The organism is Klenkia soli, from assembly GCF_900103975.1.
Classification (GTDB): domain Bacteria; phylum Actinomycetota; class Actinomycetes; order Mycobacteriales; family Geodermatophilaceae; genus Klenkia; species Klenkia soli.
Window position 1 is genome coordinate 15,469 of sequence record NZ_FNIR01000003.1, and the last position, 17,057, is coordinate 32,525.

Sequence of the window (17,057 nt, forward strand, 5' to 3'; positions counted from 1 at the left end):
GCCGATCATGGTCGCTCAGCCGGGCAGGGGTCGCAGCGTGCACAGCTGGGCCACCCGGCCCACCGGGCCGGCCTCGTCGTGCAGCACGGTGGCGGTCAGGCCGTGCCCGCCCGGGCCCCAGCTCACCGAGGTGTCCATGCCGACCCAGGCCCCGACCGGTGCACGGAACAGGTGCGCGGTCAGCTCGACGTTCGGGTAGAACCAGCCCCGCCGCTCGGGGCCCTGCACCAGGCCGTTGGCGGTGTCGGCCAGCAGCAGGAACCGGGTGAGGTCGCCGACGTCCTCGCCGTCCAGCAGTTCCTGGCGGGACCGCAGCCAGGCCTGCGCGCGCCCCTGACCGGCGTCGCGGTGCCGCACCTCCAGCGAGGCGATGTAGCCCCCGGGCCAACCGACGCTCATGTCCCACGGCGTCAGCTCGTCGCGGCCGGGCAGCGCCGGCTCCGCGGTGCCGGCGACCGCGGCGGTGTCGGACCCGGCCAGCCGCCACGCCCGCGCCCGGACGACGTCGCGGCCGGCCCACGACACGGTCGCCTCGACCAGCTCGATCGTGCGGCCCGGCCGCACGGTGCGCACCGCGACGTCGACCTCGTCGATGCCGATCGTGCCGAGGATGTCCACGCCCAGCCGCTGCACCGGCGCCCCGCCCGCGGCCCGCTGCAGGCAGTGCGCCACCAGGCCCACGGTGGGCGCGATGTGCTGCTCGGCCGGGTTCCAGCCGCCCCCGGTGTGCTCGGTCGCGCGGAACCGCCCGCCGCCGTCCGGGGTGCTGGTCAACCGCTCGAAGTACGCCACACCGCCCGATCCTGCCCGGGCCCGCGGCAGGGCCACACTGGGGCCCGTGACCACCGTCCCCGCCCTGGGCATCGCCGAGGTGGCCGAGCGCACCGGCCTCACCACCCACACCCTCCGGTACTACGAGCGCGACGGGCTGCTGCTGGGCGAGGTCGACCGCGACGCCGGGGGCCGGCGGCGCTACACCGACCGCGACCTCGAGTGGATCGCGATGGTCACCCGGCTGCGGGCCACCGGCATGCCGATCCGCGACGTGCGGCGCTACGCGGCGCTGGTGCGGTCCGGCGCGGGCTCCGAGGCCGAGCGCCTCCAGCTGCTGCGCGCCCACCGGGCCCGGGTCCAGGCCGAGCTGGACGCCACCGCGGCCCACCTGGCCGCCATCGACCACAAGATCGGGCTGTACGAGGGGACCGTGTGACCTCGAGTTGACTTCGAGTGCGCTCGAAGGAGTTCGCTGGTCCCCATGACCGCACCGCTGACCACCCGCACCCTCGGCTCCGGCCCCGCCGCCCTCACCGTCTCGACGATGGGTCTGGGCTGCATGGGCATGAGCGAGTTCTACGGCGCCCCCGACGAGCAGTCCGGGCTGGACACCATCGCCCGCGCGCTCGACCTCGGCGTCACCTTCCTGGACACCGCCGACATGTACGGGCCCTTCACCAACGAGAAGCTGGTCGGGCGGGCGATCGCCGGCCGCCGCGACGACGTGCAGCTGGCCACCAAGTTCGGCAACAAGCGCGGCGAGGACGGTTCGCGGCTGGGCATCGACGGCTCGCCGGACTACGTGCGCTCGGCCTGCGACGCCTCGCTGCAGCGGCTGGGCGTCGAGACCATCGACCTGTACTACCAGCACCGGGTCGACCCCACGGTGCCGATCGAGGACACCGTCGGTGCCATGGCCGAGCTGGTCGCGGCCGGCAAGGTGCGCTTCCTGGGGTTGAGCGAGGCCTCGTCCGAGACGATCCGCCGGGCGCACGCCGTCCACCCGATCACCGCCGTGCAGACCGAGTACTCGCTGTTCACCCGCGACCTCGAGGACGACGTCCTGCCGGTGCTCCGTGAGCTGGGCATCGGCCTGGTGCCCTACTCGCCGCTGGGCCGCGGCCTGCTCACCGGTGCCGTGACGCAGACCCCGGACCAGGGCGACAGCCGGGCCAGCGGGTACTTCCCCCGCTTCCAGGGCGAGGCGCTGGCGGCCAACCTGGTGCTGGTCGAGCGGGTGCGCGAGCTGGCCGCCGAGATCGGCTGCACCCCGGGGCAGCTCGCGCTGGCCTGGGTGCTGGCCCAGGGGGAGGACGTCGTCCCCATCCCCGGCACCAAGCGGGTGCGGTACCTGGAGGAGAACGTCGCCGCGGCCGGCGTCGACCTGGACGACGCCGCGCTGGCCCGGCTGTCGGCGGCCGTCCCGCGGGATGCCGTGCAGGGTGAGCGCTACGGGGACATGAGCTCGATCGACCGCTGAGCCGGTCCGGCGGGTGCCCGAGGTGTGCATTTCCCTCCCACGGGTACCCGCCGTCACCCCCCTCGGTGCCCATCAGGACTAGAATGTCGGAGGCCGATGCGTCAGGCGCCCGGCCCCGACCACCCGTCCCTCACCGTGGGCGGCCTGTGCCGCCCATCCGTGGGCGGCCTCTCCGCCAGGACCTCGTGTCCTCGCGACGCCGCACGACATCCTCAGGAGAGGCGAGATGAGCACGACAGTCGCCGACAGCACCACCAAGACCCCTCGCAAGAAGGCCGCCGCGGGCGCCCGCAAGGCCCGGTCCGCCGACGGCGAGTCGGTGCAGATCGCCCCGGCGCCCGATGCCGACGCCGAGCTCGACGACGACACCGACGTCGCGGACGAGCCGGCCGTCCCGGCTGCCGCCTCGACGTCCTTCGAGTGGGACGAGGAGGAGTCGCTCGCCCTGCAGAAGGCCCGCAAGGACGCCGAGCTGGCCACCTCGACCGACGCCGTCCGCGCCTACCTCAAGCTGATCGGCCGCGTCGCGCTGCTGACCGCCGAGCAGGAGGTCGACCTCGCCCGCCGCGTCGAGGCCGGGCTCTACGCCGCGCACAAGCTCGCCGAGAGCGACGCGAAGTTCACGCCCACCATGCGCCGCGACCTCAACTGGGTCGTCCGCGACGGCGAGCGCGCCAAGACCCACCTGCTCGAGGCCAACCTCCGCCTGGTCGTGTCGCTGGCCAAGCGGTACACCGGCCGCGGCATGGCCTTCCTGGACCTGATCCAGGAGGGCAACCTGGGCCTGATCCGTGCGGTCGAGAAGTTCGACTACACCAAGGGCTTCAAGTTCTCGACCTACGCCACGTGGTGGATCCGCCAGGCGATCACCCGCGCCATGGCCGACCAGGCGCGCACCATCCGCATCCCGGTGCACATGGTCGAGGTCATCAACAAGCTGGGCCGCATCCAGCGCGAGCTGCTCCAGGAGCTGGGCCGAGAGGCCACCCCGGAGGAGCTGGCCAAGGAGATGGACATCACCCCGGACAAGGTGCTGGAGATCCAGCAGTACGCCCGGGAGCCCATCTCGCTGGACCAGACCATCGGCGACGAGGGCGACAGCCAGCTCGGCGACTTCATCGAGGACTCCGAGGCCGTCGTGGCCGTCGAGGCCGTGTCCTACGGCTTCATGCAGGAGCAGCTGACCTCGGTGCTGCAGACGCTGAGCGAGCGCGAGGCCGGCGTCGTCCGGCTGCGCTTCGGCCTCAGCGACGGCACCCCGCGGACGCTGGACGAGATCGGCCAGGTCTACGGCGTGACCCGCGAGCGGATCCGGCAGATCGAGTCCAAGACGATGTCGAAGCTGCGCCACCCGTCGCGCTCGCAGGTCCTGCGCGACTACCTCGACTGACAGAAGGACCCCCTCGCCCCCCACCACTCGCGAGCTCGCGGCGGGCCCCTACGAGGGGGCCGCCGCGGGTTCCGGTGCGGCCGCCAGCAAGATCACCGCCGCCACGGCGGCCGACACGGCGCAGATCGCCCACACGGTGAGGTAGCCCGCCAGCGGCGCGGCGCCGGCCGCCGGGTCGTCGATGCTGCCGGTGCTCGCCAGCGCGACAGCGAACACCGCCGAGGCGATCGCCCCGCCCACGGTCTTGGTGCTGTTGGTCATCCCGGCGGCGAACCCGGTGCGGTCGGCCGGTGCGGCGGCCACCGCGGCTGCGGGGAGCGCCGCGACCAGCAGGCCCGACCCGACGCCGGCGACGGCCATGTTGGTCAGCGCCTGGGCGGCGGTGTCGTGGAAGGGCAGCCAGAGGGCGTACCCGACGGCGACCAGCGCGGCACCGGCGGCAATGGCCGGCCGGGGCCCCAGCAGCCGGGCGGCCAGCGGCAGCAGCAGCGCGCCGGTGAGCAGGGTGAGCACGTACAAGCCGATCAGCACCGACACGAACGAGGCCTCGGCGCCCAGCCCGTACCCGGTCACCGCGGGGTCGGCGCGTGCGTAGGTCGACAGCGGGATCTGCGCCCCGAGCACCGAGATGCCCGACAGGAACGCGGTGGCCTGCACCGGCCACTGCGCCCGGGCGACCAGCACCGGGACGTCGACCAGCGGCTCGGGCTGCCGGGCCTCGACGTGCACGAGCAGCCACCCGGTCGCCAGGCCGGCCAGCACGAGCAGCCAGGGCAGCGGTGATCCCGGGCCCAGCAGCCGGACGGCGACCAGCCCGCCCATCACCAGCAGCAACGCCGTGGTCAGCAGCCCGAGCCCGGGCAGGTCGAGGCGCCCCGGTGCCCGGGCGGGGTCGGGCTCGATGCCGAACCACACCACGGCGGCGCACGCGGTGACCACGACGGCGGGCAGCGACAGCAGCACCGGCACCGGCAGCGCGGTGACGAGCGCACCGCTGGTCAGCGCCCCGGCCAGCACGCCCAGCTGCAGGAACGCGACCAGCACCCCGGCGGCGCGGCGGGTGCGGCGGTCGTCGGCCGCGGCGCGGCGGTGCACGATCGCCACCTCGAGCGGCAGCCACACCACGTAGGCGCCCTGCAGCGCCGAGCCGACCACGAACACGCCGAACCCGGCCGCCCCGGTGGTCGGCGCCAGCGCCATCACCCAGGTGCCGGCCGCGGTGACCAGCGTGGAGGCCAGCAGGACCCGGCGGTGGCCGTGCAGGTCGGCCAACCGGGCCAGCACCGGGACCAGCAGCGCCGAGGCCACCAGCTGGGCGGCCTCGAACCAGTTCACGTCGCCGTCGCCGATGCCCAGCGCGCGGGCCACGTCGGTGAACACCGGGGTGTAGAAGCCCTGCAGCACACCGCTGGCCACCTCGACCACCGCCAGCGCGCCGACGACGGCGAACAGCGTCTGCGCGGGCACCACGAGCTTGGCGGTGGTCATGCCGGCAGCTCCTCGACCAGGCGGCGGTACCAGGCGACCCCGGCCAGCAGGTCGGCGACGCCGATCCGCTCGTCGGCGGCGTGGATGGTGGCCCGCTGCTCCTTGGTCATCCGGAACGGGGTGAACCGGTAGACCCGCTCGCACAGACCGGTGAAGAACCGGGCGTCGGTGGCGGCCATCATCACGTACGGGGTGGGCACGGCGTCGGGGAACAGCTCGCCGGTGATGCGCTCGAGCAGGGCGAACGCCTCGTCGTGCCACGGCGAGACCGGGCTGGGCTCGTTGCGCTCGACCACCTCGACGCGGATGCCGGGCCCGACCGTGCGCCGCACGTGCTCCAGCACGCCGTCGACGGTGTCGCCGACCATGACCCGCAGGTTCACCCCGGCGCGGGCGGAGGAGGCGATGACGTTCAGGGCGGGGGAGCCCGAGAGCGTGGTGACCGCGACCGTCGTCCGCACCATGGCGGCGGCCTCGGCGCCGGCGGACCGCAGCACCCGGGTGAGCACCGGGGCGAGCCGGTCGGCGCGGCTCAGCACCGGCCGCAGCGGCGCGGGCAGGTGCGGGCCCACGCGGCGCAGCAGCTCGAGTGTTGGGGCCGGCGCCCGCAGGGGGAGCGGTGCCCGCTCGAGGGCGGTGATCGCCGCGGCCACCCGGGCGGTCGGGCCGTTCCTGGCCGGGGTCGACGCGTGCCCGCCGGCGCCCTCGGCGACCAGCTCGACCGACGTCACGCCCTTCTCGGTCACCCCGACCACGGCCAGCGGCGCCGACACCAGCGGGAAGGCGTCGGCGGCGACCGCGCCGCCCTCGTCGAGCACGAACCACGGCGCCACCCCGCGGCGGCGCAGCTCGGCGACGGCGTCGGCGGCCGTCGTCCCCGAGACCTCCTCGGTCGAGCCGAAGGACAGCCACACGTCGCGGGCGGGCACGTAGCCCTCGGCCAGCAGCGACTCGACGGCCGAGCAGATGCCCACCACCGCGCCCTTGTCGTCGAGGGTGCCGCGCCCCCAGACCGCGCCGTCGTGGATCTCCCCGCCGAAGGGCGGGTGGGTCCAGGCGCCCTCGACCGGGACGACGTCCAGGTGCGCCATGAGGACGACGGCGCCCTCGGCGCGGCGGCCCGGCCACCGGACGAGCAGGGCGTGCGGCTCGATCTCCACGCGCTCCAGCTCGTGCACGCGGGGGAAGTGCTCGGCCAGCGCGGCGCGCAGGGCGACGAACGGGGCGGGATCGGTGCGGGCCGGGTCGCGCTCGGCCACGGTGGGCCGCCGGACGAGGTCCTGCAGCGCCCGGACCGCGGGGTGGTTCTCGCTCACGAGCGGATGCTGTCACGGGGGTGCGACATCACGTGACGAATGCGCCGCGATTCCTTGGCTCCGGCTGTGCGGGTGGCTACCGTGGCGGAGTCGCCCCGCAGGGGCGGCGCCGTCGAGTCGCCCGCAGGGGCGAGCCGGGGACCCATCGCAGTTCTGGGGTGCATCCCGCTGCTGGTCGATCGTGGACCGGCAGGGGGTAGGGCGACTTCCCGCCCGAACCCGTCAGCTAACTCGGTAGGCGGCCACTGGAAGAAGTTGGAGAGCCGCCGGATGGCGACCCCCCGTGCGCGGCACCACCGCGCCCCCACCCGCCGGCAGCGCCCGGCCCTGTACCTCGGCGTCACCGCCGCCGGCGCCGTCCTCGCCCACGTGCTGGTCGGAGCCGCCCCCGCGGCCCCGGTCGAGGCGACCGAGCCGGTGAGCGTCGCCGCGGAGCTGGGCCTGACCGCCCAGACGACCCCGGACATGAGCCAGCTCGCCGACCTGGCGGCCAGCCGCAGCTCGCGCGAGGACCAGCAGGCCGCTGCCGCCTCGGTGCAGGCCGCGGCCGACCAGGCCGCGCTCGACCAGCAGGCCGCCGAGGCCGCCGCAGCGGAGGCCGCTGCTGCCGAGGCGGCGGCAGCCGAGGCCGCCGCCGCGTCCGCGGCGGAGTCGTCGGCCGCGGTGTCGGCCTCCACCGCGGCGGTCGCCGGCACCGCGCGGATCACCAACAGCGCCGGTCCGGTGTCCTCCCGGGTGCAGGCCGCGGCCGACGCCGTGGTCAGCAACGTGCCCGGGGCCGACTCGATCACCCTCGGCGGCACCCGGCCCAGCGCGGCCGACCCCGACGGCCACCCCTCGGGCAACGCGCTGGACTACATGGTGCTGACCGACGAGGCGCTGGGCGACGCGATCGTGCAGTACCACCGCGACCACTGGTCGGAGCTCGGCGTGGAGTACCTCATCTGGGAGCAGCGGATGCTGTCCTCGCCGAACGGTTCCTGGGTGACGATGGAGGACCGCGGCGGCACGACGGCCAACCACTACGACCACGTGCACGTCAACTACCGGTAAGGACCCGGCCGTTACGTCCCGCAGTAGGTGACGTAGGTGCCGGCGGGGCCGGGGGCGGCGTAGCGGTCCTGGCCCGGGCGCTCGTCGAACGGGTGGCGGAGGACGTCGACCAGCTGGTCCATCGGGGCGAGGTCACCGGCGGTCGCGGCTTCCAGGGCCTCCTGGACCAGGTGGTTGCGCGGGACGTACACCGGGTTGACCCGCTCCATCGCGTCGGCGTCCGGGCCGGTGGCCAGCCAGCGCGTCGTCCAGGCGTCGAACGCGGCGAGGTCCAGCACCAGGTCACGAGCCGGCTGCACGTCGCCCCGCGCGGCCGTGCTCAGCGCCCGGAAGAACCCGGTGTGGTCGGGGTGGTTCGCGTCGAGCAGCGCCTGCAGGTCGGTGGCGAGGGCGGGGTCGGCGTCCTCGGCCAGGCCGAGCTTGGCCCGCATGCCCGCCGTCCACGCCGCCTCGTAGCGGGGCAGGAAGGTCTCCAGGACGGCGACCGCGGCGGGGATGCCCTGCTCGGGGTCCTCGTGGACCAGGGGCAGCAGCGCCTCGGCGAACCGCGCCAGGTTCCACTGCGCAGCCAGCGGCTGGTTGCCGTAGCGGTAGCGGCCGCCGGAGTCGATCGAGCTGAACACCGTGTCGGCGTCGTGGGCGTCCAGGAAGGCGCACGGGCCGTAGTCGATCGTCTCGCCGGAGATCGTCATGTTGTCGGTGTTCATCACCCCGTGCACGAACCCGACCAGCATCCACCGGGCCAGCAGCTCGGCCTGGACGCCGACCACGTGGTCGTAGAGCGCCAGGGCCGGCACCTCGGCGTCGGCCGCGGCGGGCACGTGCAGGGCGATGGCGTGGTCGGCCAACCGGCGCAGCAGGTCGACGTCCTCGGCGGCCCGGGCGAGCTGGAACGAGCCGACCCGCAGGTGGCTGGCCGCGGTGCGGGCCAGCACGGCGCCGGGCTGCGGGGTCTCGCGGTGCACCACCCGCCCGGTGCCGACGACGGCCAGCGACCGGGTGGTGGGGATGCCCAGCGCGTGCATCGCGGTGCCGACCACGAACTCGCGCAGCATCGGCCCGACCACGGCCAGGCCGTCGCCGCCGCGTGACCACGGGGTGCGGCCCGAGCCCTTGAGGTGCAGGTCGACGCCGGCGAGGTCGCCCAGCAGCAGCGCCCGCCCGTCGCCCAGGCGCGGGCTGTAGTTGCCGAACTGGTGGCCGGCGTACCCCTGCGCGACCGGCCGGGCGCCGTCCGGCACCCGGGTACCGGTGAGGAACCCCAGGCCGGACGGCGAGCGCAGCCACGCCGGGTCCAGCCCGAGCCCCGCGGCGACCTCGTCGTCCAGGGCGAGCAGCTGCGGATCCGGCGTCCCCTCGGCCTGCCAGGGCACGGACAGCTCGGGCAGGGCGTCGAGGAACCGGTGGCCGAGGTGGACGGCGGTCTGGGTGCTGCTCACCCCGGCGACGGTACGACGCTCAGGCCGCGGACGGCTTGAGCTGCACCTTCTGCCACCCCTCGGCCTTGTCCCGGAACTGCAGGTAGGCGTTCGGTGCCTCGGCGAGCGGCAGCCGGTGCGTGGCGAAGGTGTCGACGCCCAGCGGGTCGTCGTCGGTGAGCAGCGGCATGATCTCCGGGATCCACTTCTTCACGTTGCACTGGCCCATGTGCAGGGCGATCTGCTTGTCGAAGAGCGTCAGCATCGGGATCGGGTCGGCCGCTCCGCCGTACACGCCCGACAGCGAGATGGTGCCTCCGCGCCGCACGACGTCGATGGCCGAGTAGAGCGCGTTCAGCCGGTCCACCCCGGCCGCCTTCTGGATCGGCGCGGCGATCGCCGAGGGCAGCAGACCGGCGGCCTTCTGCACGAACGTGGTCACCGGCGAGCCGTGCGCCTCCATGCCGACGGCGTCGAGCACGGAGTCCGGGCCGCGGCCGTCGGTCATGTCGCGGATGGCGTCGCCCAGGTCGTCGGCGTGGTCGCGCAGGTCGACCACCTCGACCCCGCGGGCCGCGGCGCGGGCCAACCGGTCGGGCACCAGGTCGACGCCGATCACGCGGTAGCCCTTGTGCAGACCGATGCGGGCGGCGAAGTCGCCGACCGGGCCGAGGCCGAGCACGACCAGGGTGCCGCCGTCGGGCACCTGGGCGTAGGCCACGCCCTGCCACGCGGTGGGCAGGATGTCCGAGAGGTAGGCGAACCGGTCGTCCGCGGGCCCCTCCGGAAGCTTGACGTGGGTGAACTGGGCCTGCGGCACGCGCAGGAAATCGGCCTGCCCACCGGGGACGGCGCCGTACATGCTCGAGAAGCCGAACAGCGCGGCGCCCGAGCCCTGGTCGCGCACCTGCGTGGTCTCGCACTGGGTGTAGAGGCCGCGCGCGCACATCCAGCAGTGGCCGCAGGAGATCTGGAACGGGATGGAGACGCGGTCACCGACCCGCAGGTCGCCGGTCTCGGCGCCGACCTCGACGACCTCGCCCATGGTCTCGTGGCCCATCACGTCGCCGACGCTCATGAACGGGGCCAGCGGCTCGATCAGGTGCAGGTCGGAGCCGCAGATGTTGGTCGTGGTGACGCGGATGATCGCGTCGGTGGGCTGCTGGATGGTCGGGTCGGGGACCTCGTCCACCCGGACCTCGCCCTTGCCGTGCCAGGTCACTGCCTTCATGGGGTTCTCCTCGGGAGTCGTGCGCATGCACCGCACCCGTGGTCTCCAGGTCGGAAGGACCGTCGTCTCCTCCCCATGCGGGAGGGAGGCCGAAACCGCCGCGGCCATGCGGGCAACTCCCAGACGGCGCACAGCCGACGCTGGGGCGGGCGGGGGAGGGTGAGGGCCCTGACCGATCCGAGGAGTCGTCGTGTTCGCTCTGCTGGCCACCGTCCTGCTGCTGTTCCAGATCGTGCTGATCGCCCGGGTGGTGGTCGACTGGGTCGGCGTGCTCTCCCCGGCGGGCGGTGCCCGCATCGGCGGCGCCCGCCGCCTGGTGCACCGGGTGACCGAGCCGGTGATCGCCCCGGTCCGCCGCGTGCTCCCGCCGCTGCGCCTGGGCGGGGTGGGCATCGACCTGGCGTTCACCGTGGTCTTCTTGGGCGTCGTCGTCCTGCGTGCTCTGCTGCTCTCGGTCTAGCCGGTGAACAGGGCGACCTCGTCGGGGGTCACCGTGAACGGGTTGGCCCAGTCCGACGTCGCCCCGGTGATTGGGGCGGCGTCGGTCACCACGGTGCACGGGGTGCCCGGGTAGATCGCCAGCACCCGGGTGGACGACGTCAGCTCCTCGGTGTGCTCGAGCAGCTCGCCCCGGCGCAACCGGCTGGTGGTGCGGGTGCCGGCGAGCTCCTCGCCGACCGCGGCCACCCAGCGCGCACCGTCGAGGTCGAAGGCGATCGAGGCCACCCGCTGCCCGGGCGGTGCGGGCTCGCAGGCGGCGAACTCGGCGAGGGCCTCGTACAGCCGCTCGGCCTGGTCGGGGTCCTCGGCGCGCGGCAGGAAGAAGGCGGGCACGGGTCGCAGTGTGCTGGGCGGGTCCGACAACGCGTCGTCGGGTCGTGGTCGTGACTCCCAGGTCCCGGTGGCCCCACCTGCACCAGCGATGGTTGTGCACAACCCACTGAGCGGCCTACGGTCCGCGAGCCCTGCGTTGGACGTCGACGCACCCCGCACCGGAGGACCCGTGCCCATCCGCATGCGCATGCTGCTCACCGCCCTCACCGCACCGGCCCTCGCCGTGGTGGTGGGCAGCGCCGTCCCGGCCCAGGCTGCTCCGATCAGCTACACCGCGACCTTCCACGCGGAGGCGCAGGTGACGCTGCCCGACGGACGGTCGGCCGAGCTGATCGTCGACCGGTACGTGGGCAGCAGCGCCGCCACCACCTTCACCGAGGTGGAGGTGGACGTGGCGTGCGCGTCGGCCCGCGACTGCCCGAACGGCGGGGTGGGGGTCCTCGACCTCGCGGGGAACGAGGCCCGCTTCGCCCCGGGCCTGGGCCGCATGACGCTGGCCCAGGTCTCGATGACCGTCTACGGCTGGACCGGGCGGAACCCGACTCAGCAGACCGAGACCCCCATCACCGTCAGTGCCGTGCTCACGGCCAACGGGCCGCTGACCGCCTCGGTCAACCGGGGCACCTCGTGCGCCGACCCCACCGCGACGCAGTGCCGGTCGATCGACACCTCCGCCACGCGGTCCGCGACCGCGGTCCTCACCATCGACGGTGTCGGGCACACCGGTACCGGGTCGATGTCCTCCGGGCGCACCCTGTCGGTGGTCGCCCACCGCTGAGGTCGAGGGTCAGCCGGCCAGGTCGGCCAGGAGGTCGAGCTGGGTCTGCCAGACCGGGGACGACGGGTCGATGAGCACGAAGTGGTCGCCGTCGACCTCCGTGAGGGTGGCGTCGGCGCCCGCCGCGGTCGCCGACGCGACGTAGGACTGCGACTGCGACAGCGGCACGTTGCCGTCGGATCGCCCGTGGATGCAGCGCACCGGCACGGCGAGCGGGATCTGCTGGAGCGGGTCGACCGAGGCGTCGGGCGGGCCGCCGACGAAGTCCTGCACGGCACCGCCGCCCAGGGACGCCTCCGCGGCGGCGCGGAGGTCGAGCACGCCGGCCTGGGAGACCACACCGGTCAGCGGGACCGTCGCCGAGGACCGCCCGGCGGCCCACACCGCCAGGTGCCCCCCGGCGGAGTGGCCCAGCCCGAGGACGGTGGTGAGGTCCAGGTCGGTGCCGCCGAGGGCGTCGACGCCGGCCGAGACGTCCTCCAGCGTGGCGGGCACCCCGCCGCCGTTGCCGACCCGGCGGTACTCCAGGTTCCAGGCCGCCCAGCCCTCGGCGGCGAGCGCGTCGGCCAACGGCGTGCCGAGGGTGGCGTCGTACTGGGCGCGCCAGAACCCGCCGTGCACCACCACGACGACACCGCGCGGGGTGCCGGCGGGCCGGTGCAGGTCGGCCCACTGGCTCGGGTCGGAGCCGTAGGCGATGCGGGTCACGCCCCCGGCGGCGGGCGGGGGCGGTGAGGAGCAACCGGTGGTCACGGCGCCGAGTGTGCCCCAGGCGGCCAGCTGCAGCAGGGTCCGTCGATGCACCTCGGGTGTTCGCAGCGTGGCACCCCTCCGGACGTCGCCGTCCTCACTAGCCTGCCCACATCATGGTCCGCGGGCTGGTCGTCGTCGTGCTGCTCTGCCTGGCCGGGTGCGGCGGCACCGAGCTCGGGGGTGGCCGCCCCGTCGACGAGGTGTTCCCCGACGCGGCGCTGGCCGCATGCGTCGTGCAGGCCACCGGCGTGCCCTCGGCGACGTCCCTGGTCACCCCGCAGACCCTCGCCGACGTCACCACGCTGACCTGCGACGGCGGGCAGTCCGCCGACCCCATCCGGTCGCTGGCCGGGATCGACCAGCTGACCGGGCTGACGAACCTGGACGCCCCGCGCAACGAGATCGCCGACCTCGCCCCGCTGGCCGGGTCGGGGGTCTCCACCCTCACCCTGACCGACAACGCCGTCACCGACCTCTCGCCGCTCGAGGGCCTGGAGCTGTTCGACCTGGGGTTGTCGCAGAACCCCATCTCCGACCTCGGTCCGCTCGCCGGCACGACCACCCTGCGCGCCCTCGGGGTGGCCGGTGCGCAGCTGACGGACATCTCGGCGCTGGCGGGGAAGGACGGGCTGGCCGAGCTGGACCTGTCCGACAACGCGATCACCGACGTGTCGCCGCTGGCCGGCCTGCCGACCCTGGACACCCTCCGGCTGTCCCGCAACGCCGTCGTCGACCCCGCACCGCTGGGCACGGTGCCGACGCTGCTGGTGCTGGACCTGTTCGGCAACCAGGTCGCCGACGTGACCGGGCTGGCCGCCGCCCCGCTGCTGCAGGAGCTGCAGCTGGGCGCCAACCCGGTGACCGACCTGACCCCGCTGGTGGGCATCGGTAGTCTGGTGAACCTGGGCCTGGACGAGACCGACGGCTCCCGCCTGACCGGCATCGACGAACTGCGCGCGGCCGGGGTGTCGGTGAACGGGCTGGCCTGACCGATCTGCCGGTTCCCGGCGGCGCTCCACCGGTACCTGCCACGCACGGCAGCCACCCGGTGCGACGCAGCACCCCCGGGGCCGAGCGCTGTGTACGCGGGGATCACCCCGTCACGAGGAGGAGCACGTGGCTCGACCAGGCCAGCGCCGGGACGGTGCTCGGCGCACCGCCGGGCGGCACGGGCAGCGTGCCCGCAGCACGGACATCGTGGGCGAGCTCGCCCGCGCCGTCCGCGACGTCGAGGCGGCCGCGAAGCGCGGCCGGATCACCCCGACGACGCGGGCCACCTTCCAGGCCGTCGCCCTGCTGCTGCGCGAGGAACGCGCCCGGGTGCGGACGGCGGCCCTCAGCGACAGCCAGCGCGGCGAGCAGCTCAAGCGCCTCGAGGGCATCGCCACGATCCTGGCCACCACCGCCGTGCGCGACGCCGGCCTGCTGGCGCTGCTGGGCGACGAGGCAGTGGTCTCCGACGCCGCCCGCCGCATCGCGCGGGAGATCAAGAGCGCCCTCGGGGTCGAACCGGAGCCCGAGGAGGAGGCCCCGGCAGTGGTCACCGCGCCGGCCGAGGCGCCGCGCCGCGTCGTCCCCCAGTCGGTCATCTCGCGGCAGCTGGCCAACCCCTTCCTGGCCCCGGACTACTCCGCCGCCGCCACCCTGCGCGGTCCGCGCGCCGGCCGGTTGGCCGGCTGGGAGCTGATGGGCCCGCTGCTGGCCTCCTTCGAGCGGGCCAGCGGGGGCGCCCCGGCCTGCATGCCGCTGCCGTTCCCGACCCAGCGGTTCACCCCCGCCGGGCTGGAGCTCATGCCGCACCAGGGCCAGCTGGTCGCCTCGGTCGTCGAGGGGCACCGCAGCTTCCTGCTCGCCGACGAGCCAGGGCTGGGCAAGACCGCGCAGGCGCTGCTGGCCGCCGAGGCGGCGTCGGCCTACCCGCTGCTGGTCGTCGTCCCCAACGTGGTCAAGACCAACTGGGCCCGCGAGGCCGCCGTCTGGACGCCGCACCGCCCGGCGACCGTCGTCCAGGGCGACGGGGACGGCGTCGACGGGTTCGCCGACATCGTCGTCGTCAACTACGAGGTGCTCGACCGGCACCGCGGGTGGCTCGGCGAGTTCGGGTTCCGCGGCATGGTGGTCGACGAGGCGCACTTCATCAAGAACGTCACCTCGCAGCGCTCGCAGCACGTGCTCGCGCTGTCCGAGAGCCTGCGGCTGCGCACGGCGAAGCCGCTGCTGATGGCCCTGACCGGCACGCCGCTGATCAACGACGTCGACGACTTCCGGGCCATCTGGCGCTTCCTGGGCTGGGTCGACGACACCAAGCCGCTGGCCGAGCTGACCGAGCGGTTGGAGGACACCCACCTGGTGCCGGCCGACCGCGAGTTCTACGAGGCCGCCCGCCGCGCGGTGATCGACATGGGCATCGTCCGGCGCCGCAAGGTCGACGTCGCCGCGGACATCCCGGCCCGCCGGATCGCCGACCTGCCCGTCGAGCTGGACGGCGCCGTGGGCCGCTCGATCCGGGCCGCCGAGCGCGAGCTGGCCCAGCGCATGGTCGCCCAGTACCGGCAGGCGATGGCCTACCGCGACGTCACCGACGACGAGCTGGACCTCGACCTGGTGCGGCGGGTCGCCAAGTCCGAGCTCAAGGACGCGATGACCCGGCAGACCGGGGAGAACGTGTTCTCGATGATGCGCCGGATCGGCGAGGCCAAGGCCGAGCTGGCCGCCGACTACGCCGCCCAGCTGGCCCGCAGCGCCGGCAAGGTGGTCTTCTTCGCCAAGCACATCGCGGTCATGGACGCCGCCGAGGCCTCGTTCGAGAAGGCCGGGGTGCGGTTCTCCTCGATCCGGGGCGACCAGACGCCGTCGGCCCGGCAGAAGCAGGTCGACGCGTTCGTCAACGACCCCGAGGTCCAGGTCGCCGTCTGCTCGCTGACCGCCGCCGGGGTCGGCCTGAACCTGCAGGTCGCCTCGAACGTGGTCCTGGCCGAGCTGTCGTGGACCGACGCCGAGCAGACCCAGGCCATCGACCGCAGCCACCGCATCGGGCAGACCGAGCCGGTCACCGCGTGGCGGATCATCGCCGCGCAGACCATCGACTCCCGGATCGCGGAGCTGATCGGCAGCAAGGCCGGCCTGGCCGCGCGGGCGCTGGACGGCTCGGACGAGGAGGTCGTCGCCACCGGCGACGTCCAGCTCGAGGCGCTGGTGTCCCTGCTCGTGGACGCGCTGGCTCAGCCCAGCTGACGGGTGCGGAGGAATCCGCGCTCGTCGTGCTGCTGCACCGTGCCGGTTCGGGCGAAGTCCGCCCACACCTGCCGGAGCTGCCGGCCGCGCTGCTCGACGTCGGCCCAGTCGGCGCCGGCGATCAGCGGTGCGTCGCGCCAGGCGGCCTCGTCGGTGAACAGCAGCGGCAGGTCGACGCAGTGGGCGGCGCGGTACGGCCCTGGTGCGCCCCAGCTCAACCGGTAGGGCGCGGCCCGCCCACCGGCGGCGGCGTGCCGGCGGGCGAAGGAGCGGACGGCGGCGCCGTAGACCCGCCAGCTGGCGACGGCCACCGCGGCGCGGGCCAGCAGCGGGACCCGGAGGACGGCGGCCCACCGCGGCGGCAGCGCCGGCAGGAACAGCGCGACCTCCCGGCTGGTGCTGCCGATCAGCAGGTCGACGTGCGGGGCGGCAGCGGTCCACGCCGCGGCCAGGTCCTCCTCGGCCGGCAGCGGGGCACGGCCGTAGCGGGTGCCGAAGGGCATGGCCGCCACCAGGCCGAACGGTGCGGCAGCCGCTTCGACCCCGGCCTCGGCGGCCAGGACCTCGGTCAGCGGCGTGGCGGCGTCCAGGTCACCGGCCGCGTCGTCCATGGCGGCCTGCATCCGCGCCCGGCCGCGGCTGATGCCCAGCGGGGCGCTCTGCACGACCGCGCGCCGGAAGAGCCCGCGGGCTCCCTCGGCGATCATCAGGTGGGCGACGGCGTCCCCGCCGGCGGAGTGGCCGAACACCGTCACGCACCCGGGGTCACCGCCGAACCCGACGATCGCGCGCCGTACCCACCGCAATGCTTCGAGCTGGTCGAGCAGGCCCAGGTTCGCCGTCCGGGCGCCGCCGTCGCCGAGGTAGCCCAGCAGCCCCAGCCGGTAGGTCACCGACACCACCACGACCCGCTGCTCGCGGACCAGGGCGCGCGGGTCGAACACGGGGGAGTCACCGGCCCCGGCCCGGTAGGAGCCGCCGTGCAGGAAAACCATGACCGGCGCGTCCACGGCGTCGGCCGGGGCGGTCACCGACAGCCGCAGGCAGTCCTCGTCGACGACGAGGTCGCCGATCGCGTCGACCAGCAGGTCGTCCAGCAGCGGGGTGGGGTTCTGCGGGCAGGCGGGGGAGAGGTGGGTGGCGTCGACCGGCTCGTCGTGCACCGGCTCGGCGACCGGGGCGCGGAACCGCTCGGCCCGCGCGTACCGGATGCCGGTCGCGCGCACCAGGTCGCCCTCGCGCCGCGCGGTGAACACCCCGGCCGGCGTCCCGACGTCCACCAGTTCGTCCCCGAGCACCCCTGCACGC

16 protein-coding genes and 1 riboswitch are annotated in these 17,057 nt (G+C 74.6%); of the genes, 8 read left to right on the forward strand and 8 right to left on the reverse strand.

The annotated features are described in order from the left end of the window. Positions 1-15: 15 nt before the first annotated feature. Complete coding sequence (locus tag BLS67_RS04885) at positions 16-792, reverse strand: thioesterase family protein (RefSeq protein WP_165617471.1); 777 nt, start codon at positions 790-792, stop codon at positions 16-18. Between the two features lie 46 nt (positions 793-838). On the opposite strand from BLS67_RS04885, the gene BLS67_RS04890 reads away from it, so the two are divergent. The 3 genes from BLS67_RS04890 to BLS67_RS04900 all read left to right on the forward strand — a co-directional run bounded on the left by BLS67_RS04890 (position 839) and on the right by BLS67_RS04900 (position 3,644). Further along, complete coding sequence (locus BLS67_RS04890) at positions 839-1,210, forward strand: MerR family transcriptional regulator (protein ID WP_242653836.1); 372 nt, start codon at positions 839-841, stop codon at positions 1,208-1,210. Positions 1,211-1,255: 45 nt separating this feature from the next. Next, positions 1,256-2,254, forward strand: coding sequence for an aldo/keto reductase (locus BLS67_RS04895; RefSeq protein WP_091240823.1), 999 nt, complete (start codon positions 1,256-1,258; stop codon positions 2,252-2,254). Between the two features lie 226 nt (positions 2,255-2,480). Then, positions 2,481-3,644, forward strand: a complete 1,164-nt coding sequence (locus tag BLS67_RS04900; protein WP_091240825.1) for an RNA polymerase sigma factor — start codon at positions 2,481-2,483, stop codon at positions 3,642-3,644. A 48-nt stretch (positions 3,645-3,692) separates the two neighbouring features. Here BLS67_RS04900 and BLS67_RS04905 read toward each other — a convergent pair whose 3' ends face one another. Beyond that, the gene (locus tag BLS67_RS04905; RefSeq protein WP_091240828.1) at positions 3,693-5,132 is read right to left on the reverse strand and encodes an MFS transporter; all 1,440 of its coding nucleotides are present in this window, start codon (positions 5,130-5,132) and stop codon (positions 3,693-3,695) included. Then, complete coding sequence (locus tag BLS67_RS04910; protein WP_091240831.1) at positions 5,129-6,448, reverse strand: M20/M25/M40 family metallo-hydrolase; 1,320 nt, start codon at positions 6,446-6,448, stop codon at positions 5,129-5,131. The genes BLS67_RS04905 and BLS67_RS04910 overlap by 4 nt, the downstream gene beginning before the upstream one ends. A 100-nt stretch (positions 6,449-6,548) precedes the next feature. Next, a riboswitch (cyclic di-AMP (ydaO/yuaA leader) is annotated at positions 6,549-6,705 on the forward strand. Between the two features lie 13 nt (positions 6,706-6,718). Between BLS67_RS04910 and BLS67_RS04915 the strand changes: the two genes are divergently transcribed. Further along, the gene (locus BLS67_RS04915) at positions 6,719-7,501 is read left to right on the forward strand and encodes a VldE C-terminal domain-containing protein (protein ID WP_242653837.1); all 783 of its coding nucleotides are present in this window, start codon (positions 6,719-6,721) and stop codon (positions 7,499-7,501) included. 11 nt (positions 7,502-7,512) lie between these two features. On the opposite strand, the gene BLS67_RS04920 is transcribed toward BLS67_RS04915, so the two are convergent. Together BLS67_RS04920 and BLS67_RS04925 are read right to left on the reverse strand one after the other, a co-directional pair. After that, entirely contained in the window at positions 7,513-8,940 is a 1,428-nt protein-coding gene (locus BLS67_RS04920; protein WP_091240833.1) for a protein adenylyltransferase SelO, read from the reverse strand. A gap of 19 nt (positions 8,941-8,959) precedes the next feature. Next, on the reverse strand, positions 8,960-10,150 hold the full coding sequence (locus BLS67_RS04925) for a zinc-dependent alcohol dehydrogenase (RefSeq protein ID WP_091240836.1): 1,191 nt from the start codon (positions 10,148-10,150) through the stop codon (positions 8,960-8,962). 190 nt (positions 10,151-10,340) lie between these two features. Here BLS67_RS04925 and BLS67_RS04930 point away from each other — a divergent pair, with 190 nt between their 5' ends. Continuing rightward, entirely contained in the window at positions 10,341-10,610 is a 270-nt protein-coding gene (locus BLS67_RS04930) for a YggT family protein (RefSeq protein WP_091240839.1), read from the forward strand. On the opposite strand, the gene BLS67_RS04935 is transcribed toward BLS67_RS04930, so the two are convergent. Next, positions 10,607-10,984 carry a hypothetical protein gene (locus tag BLS67_RS04935; RefSeq protein ID WP_091240842.1) on the reverse strand — a complete coding sequence of 126 codons (378 nt, stop codon included), beginning with the start codon at positions 10,982-10,984 and terminating at the stop codon, positions 10,607-10,609. The genes BLS67_RS04930 and BLS67_RS04935 overlap by 4 nt on opposite strands. 169 nt (positions 10,985-11,153) lie before the next feature. Between BLS67_RS04935 and BLS67_RS04940 the strand changes: the two genes are divergently transcribed. Then, entirely contained in the window at positions 11,154-11,762 is a 609-nt protein-coding gene (locus tag BLS67_RS04940) for a hypothetical protein (protein ID WP_091240846.1), read from the forward strand. Positions 11,763-11,771: 9 nt separating this feature from the next. Here BLS67_RS04940 and BLS67_RS04945 read toward each other — a convergent pair whose 3' ends face one another. Then, positions 11,772-12,515, reverse strand: coding sequence for an alpha/beta hydrolase family protein (locus BLS67_RS04945; protein WP_207500300.1), 744 nt, complete (start codon positions 12,513-12,515; stop codon positions 11,772-11,774). 113 nt (positions 12,516-12,628) lie between these two features. On the opposite strand from BLS67_RS04945, the gene BLS67_RS04950 reads away from it, so the two are divergent. Further along, a complete protein-coding gene (locus BLS67_RS04950; protein WP_091240849.1) occupies positions 12,629-13,504 on the forward strand; it encodes a leucine-rich repeat domain-containing protein in 876 nt (291 codons plus the stop codon). Positions 13,505-13,631: 127 nt separating this feature from the next. Beyond that, complete coding sequence (locus tag BLS67_RS04955; protein WP_091240852.1) at positions 13,632-15,749, forward strand: DEAD/DEAH box helicase; 2,118 nt, start codon at positions 13,632-13,634, stop codon at positions 15,747-15,749. Here the strand turns inward: BLS67_RS04955 and BLS67_RS04960 are convergent. Further along, the gene (locus tag BLS67_RS04960) at positions 15,737-17,047 is read right to left on the reverse strand and encodes a carboxylesterase family protein (RefSeq protein ID WP_165617474.1); all 1,311 of its coding nucleotides are present in this window, start codon (positions 17,045-17,047) and stop codon (positions 15,737-15,739) included. The two genes, BLS67_RS04955 and BLS67_RS04960, sit on opposite strands and share 13 nt — an antisense overlap. Between the last annotated feature and the right edge of the window lie 10 nt (positions 17,048-17,057).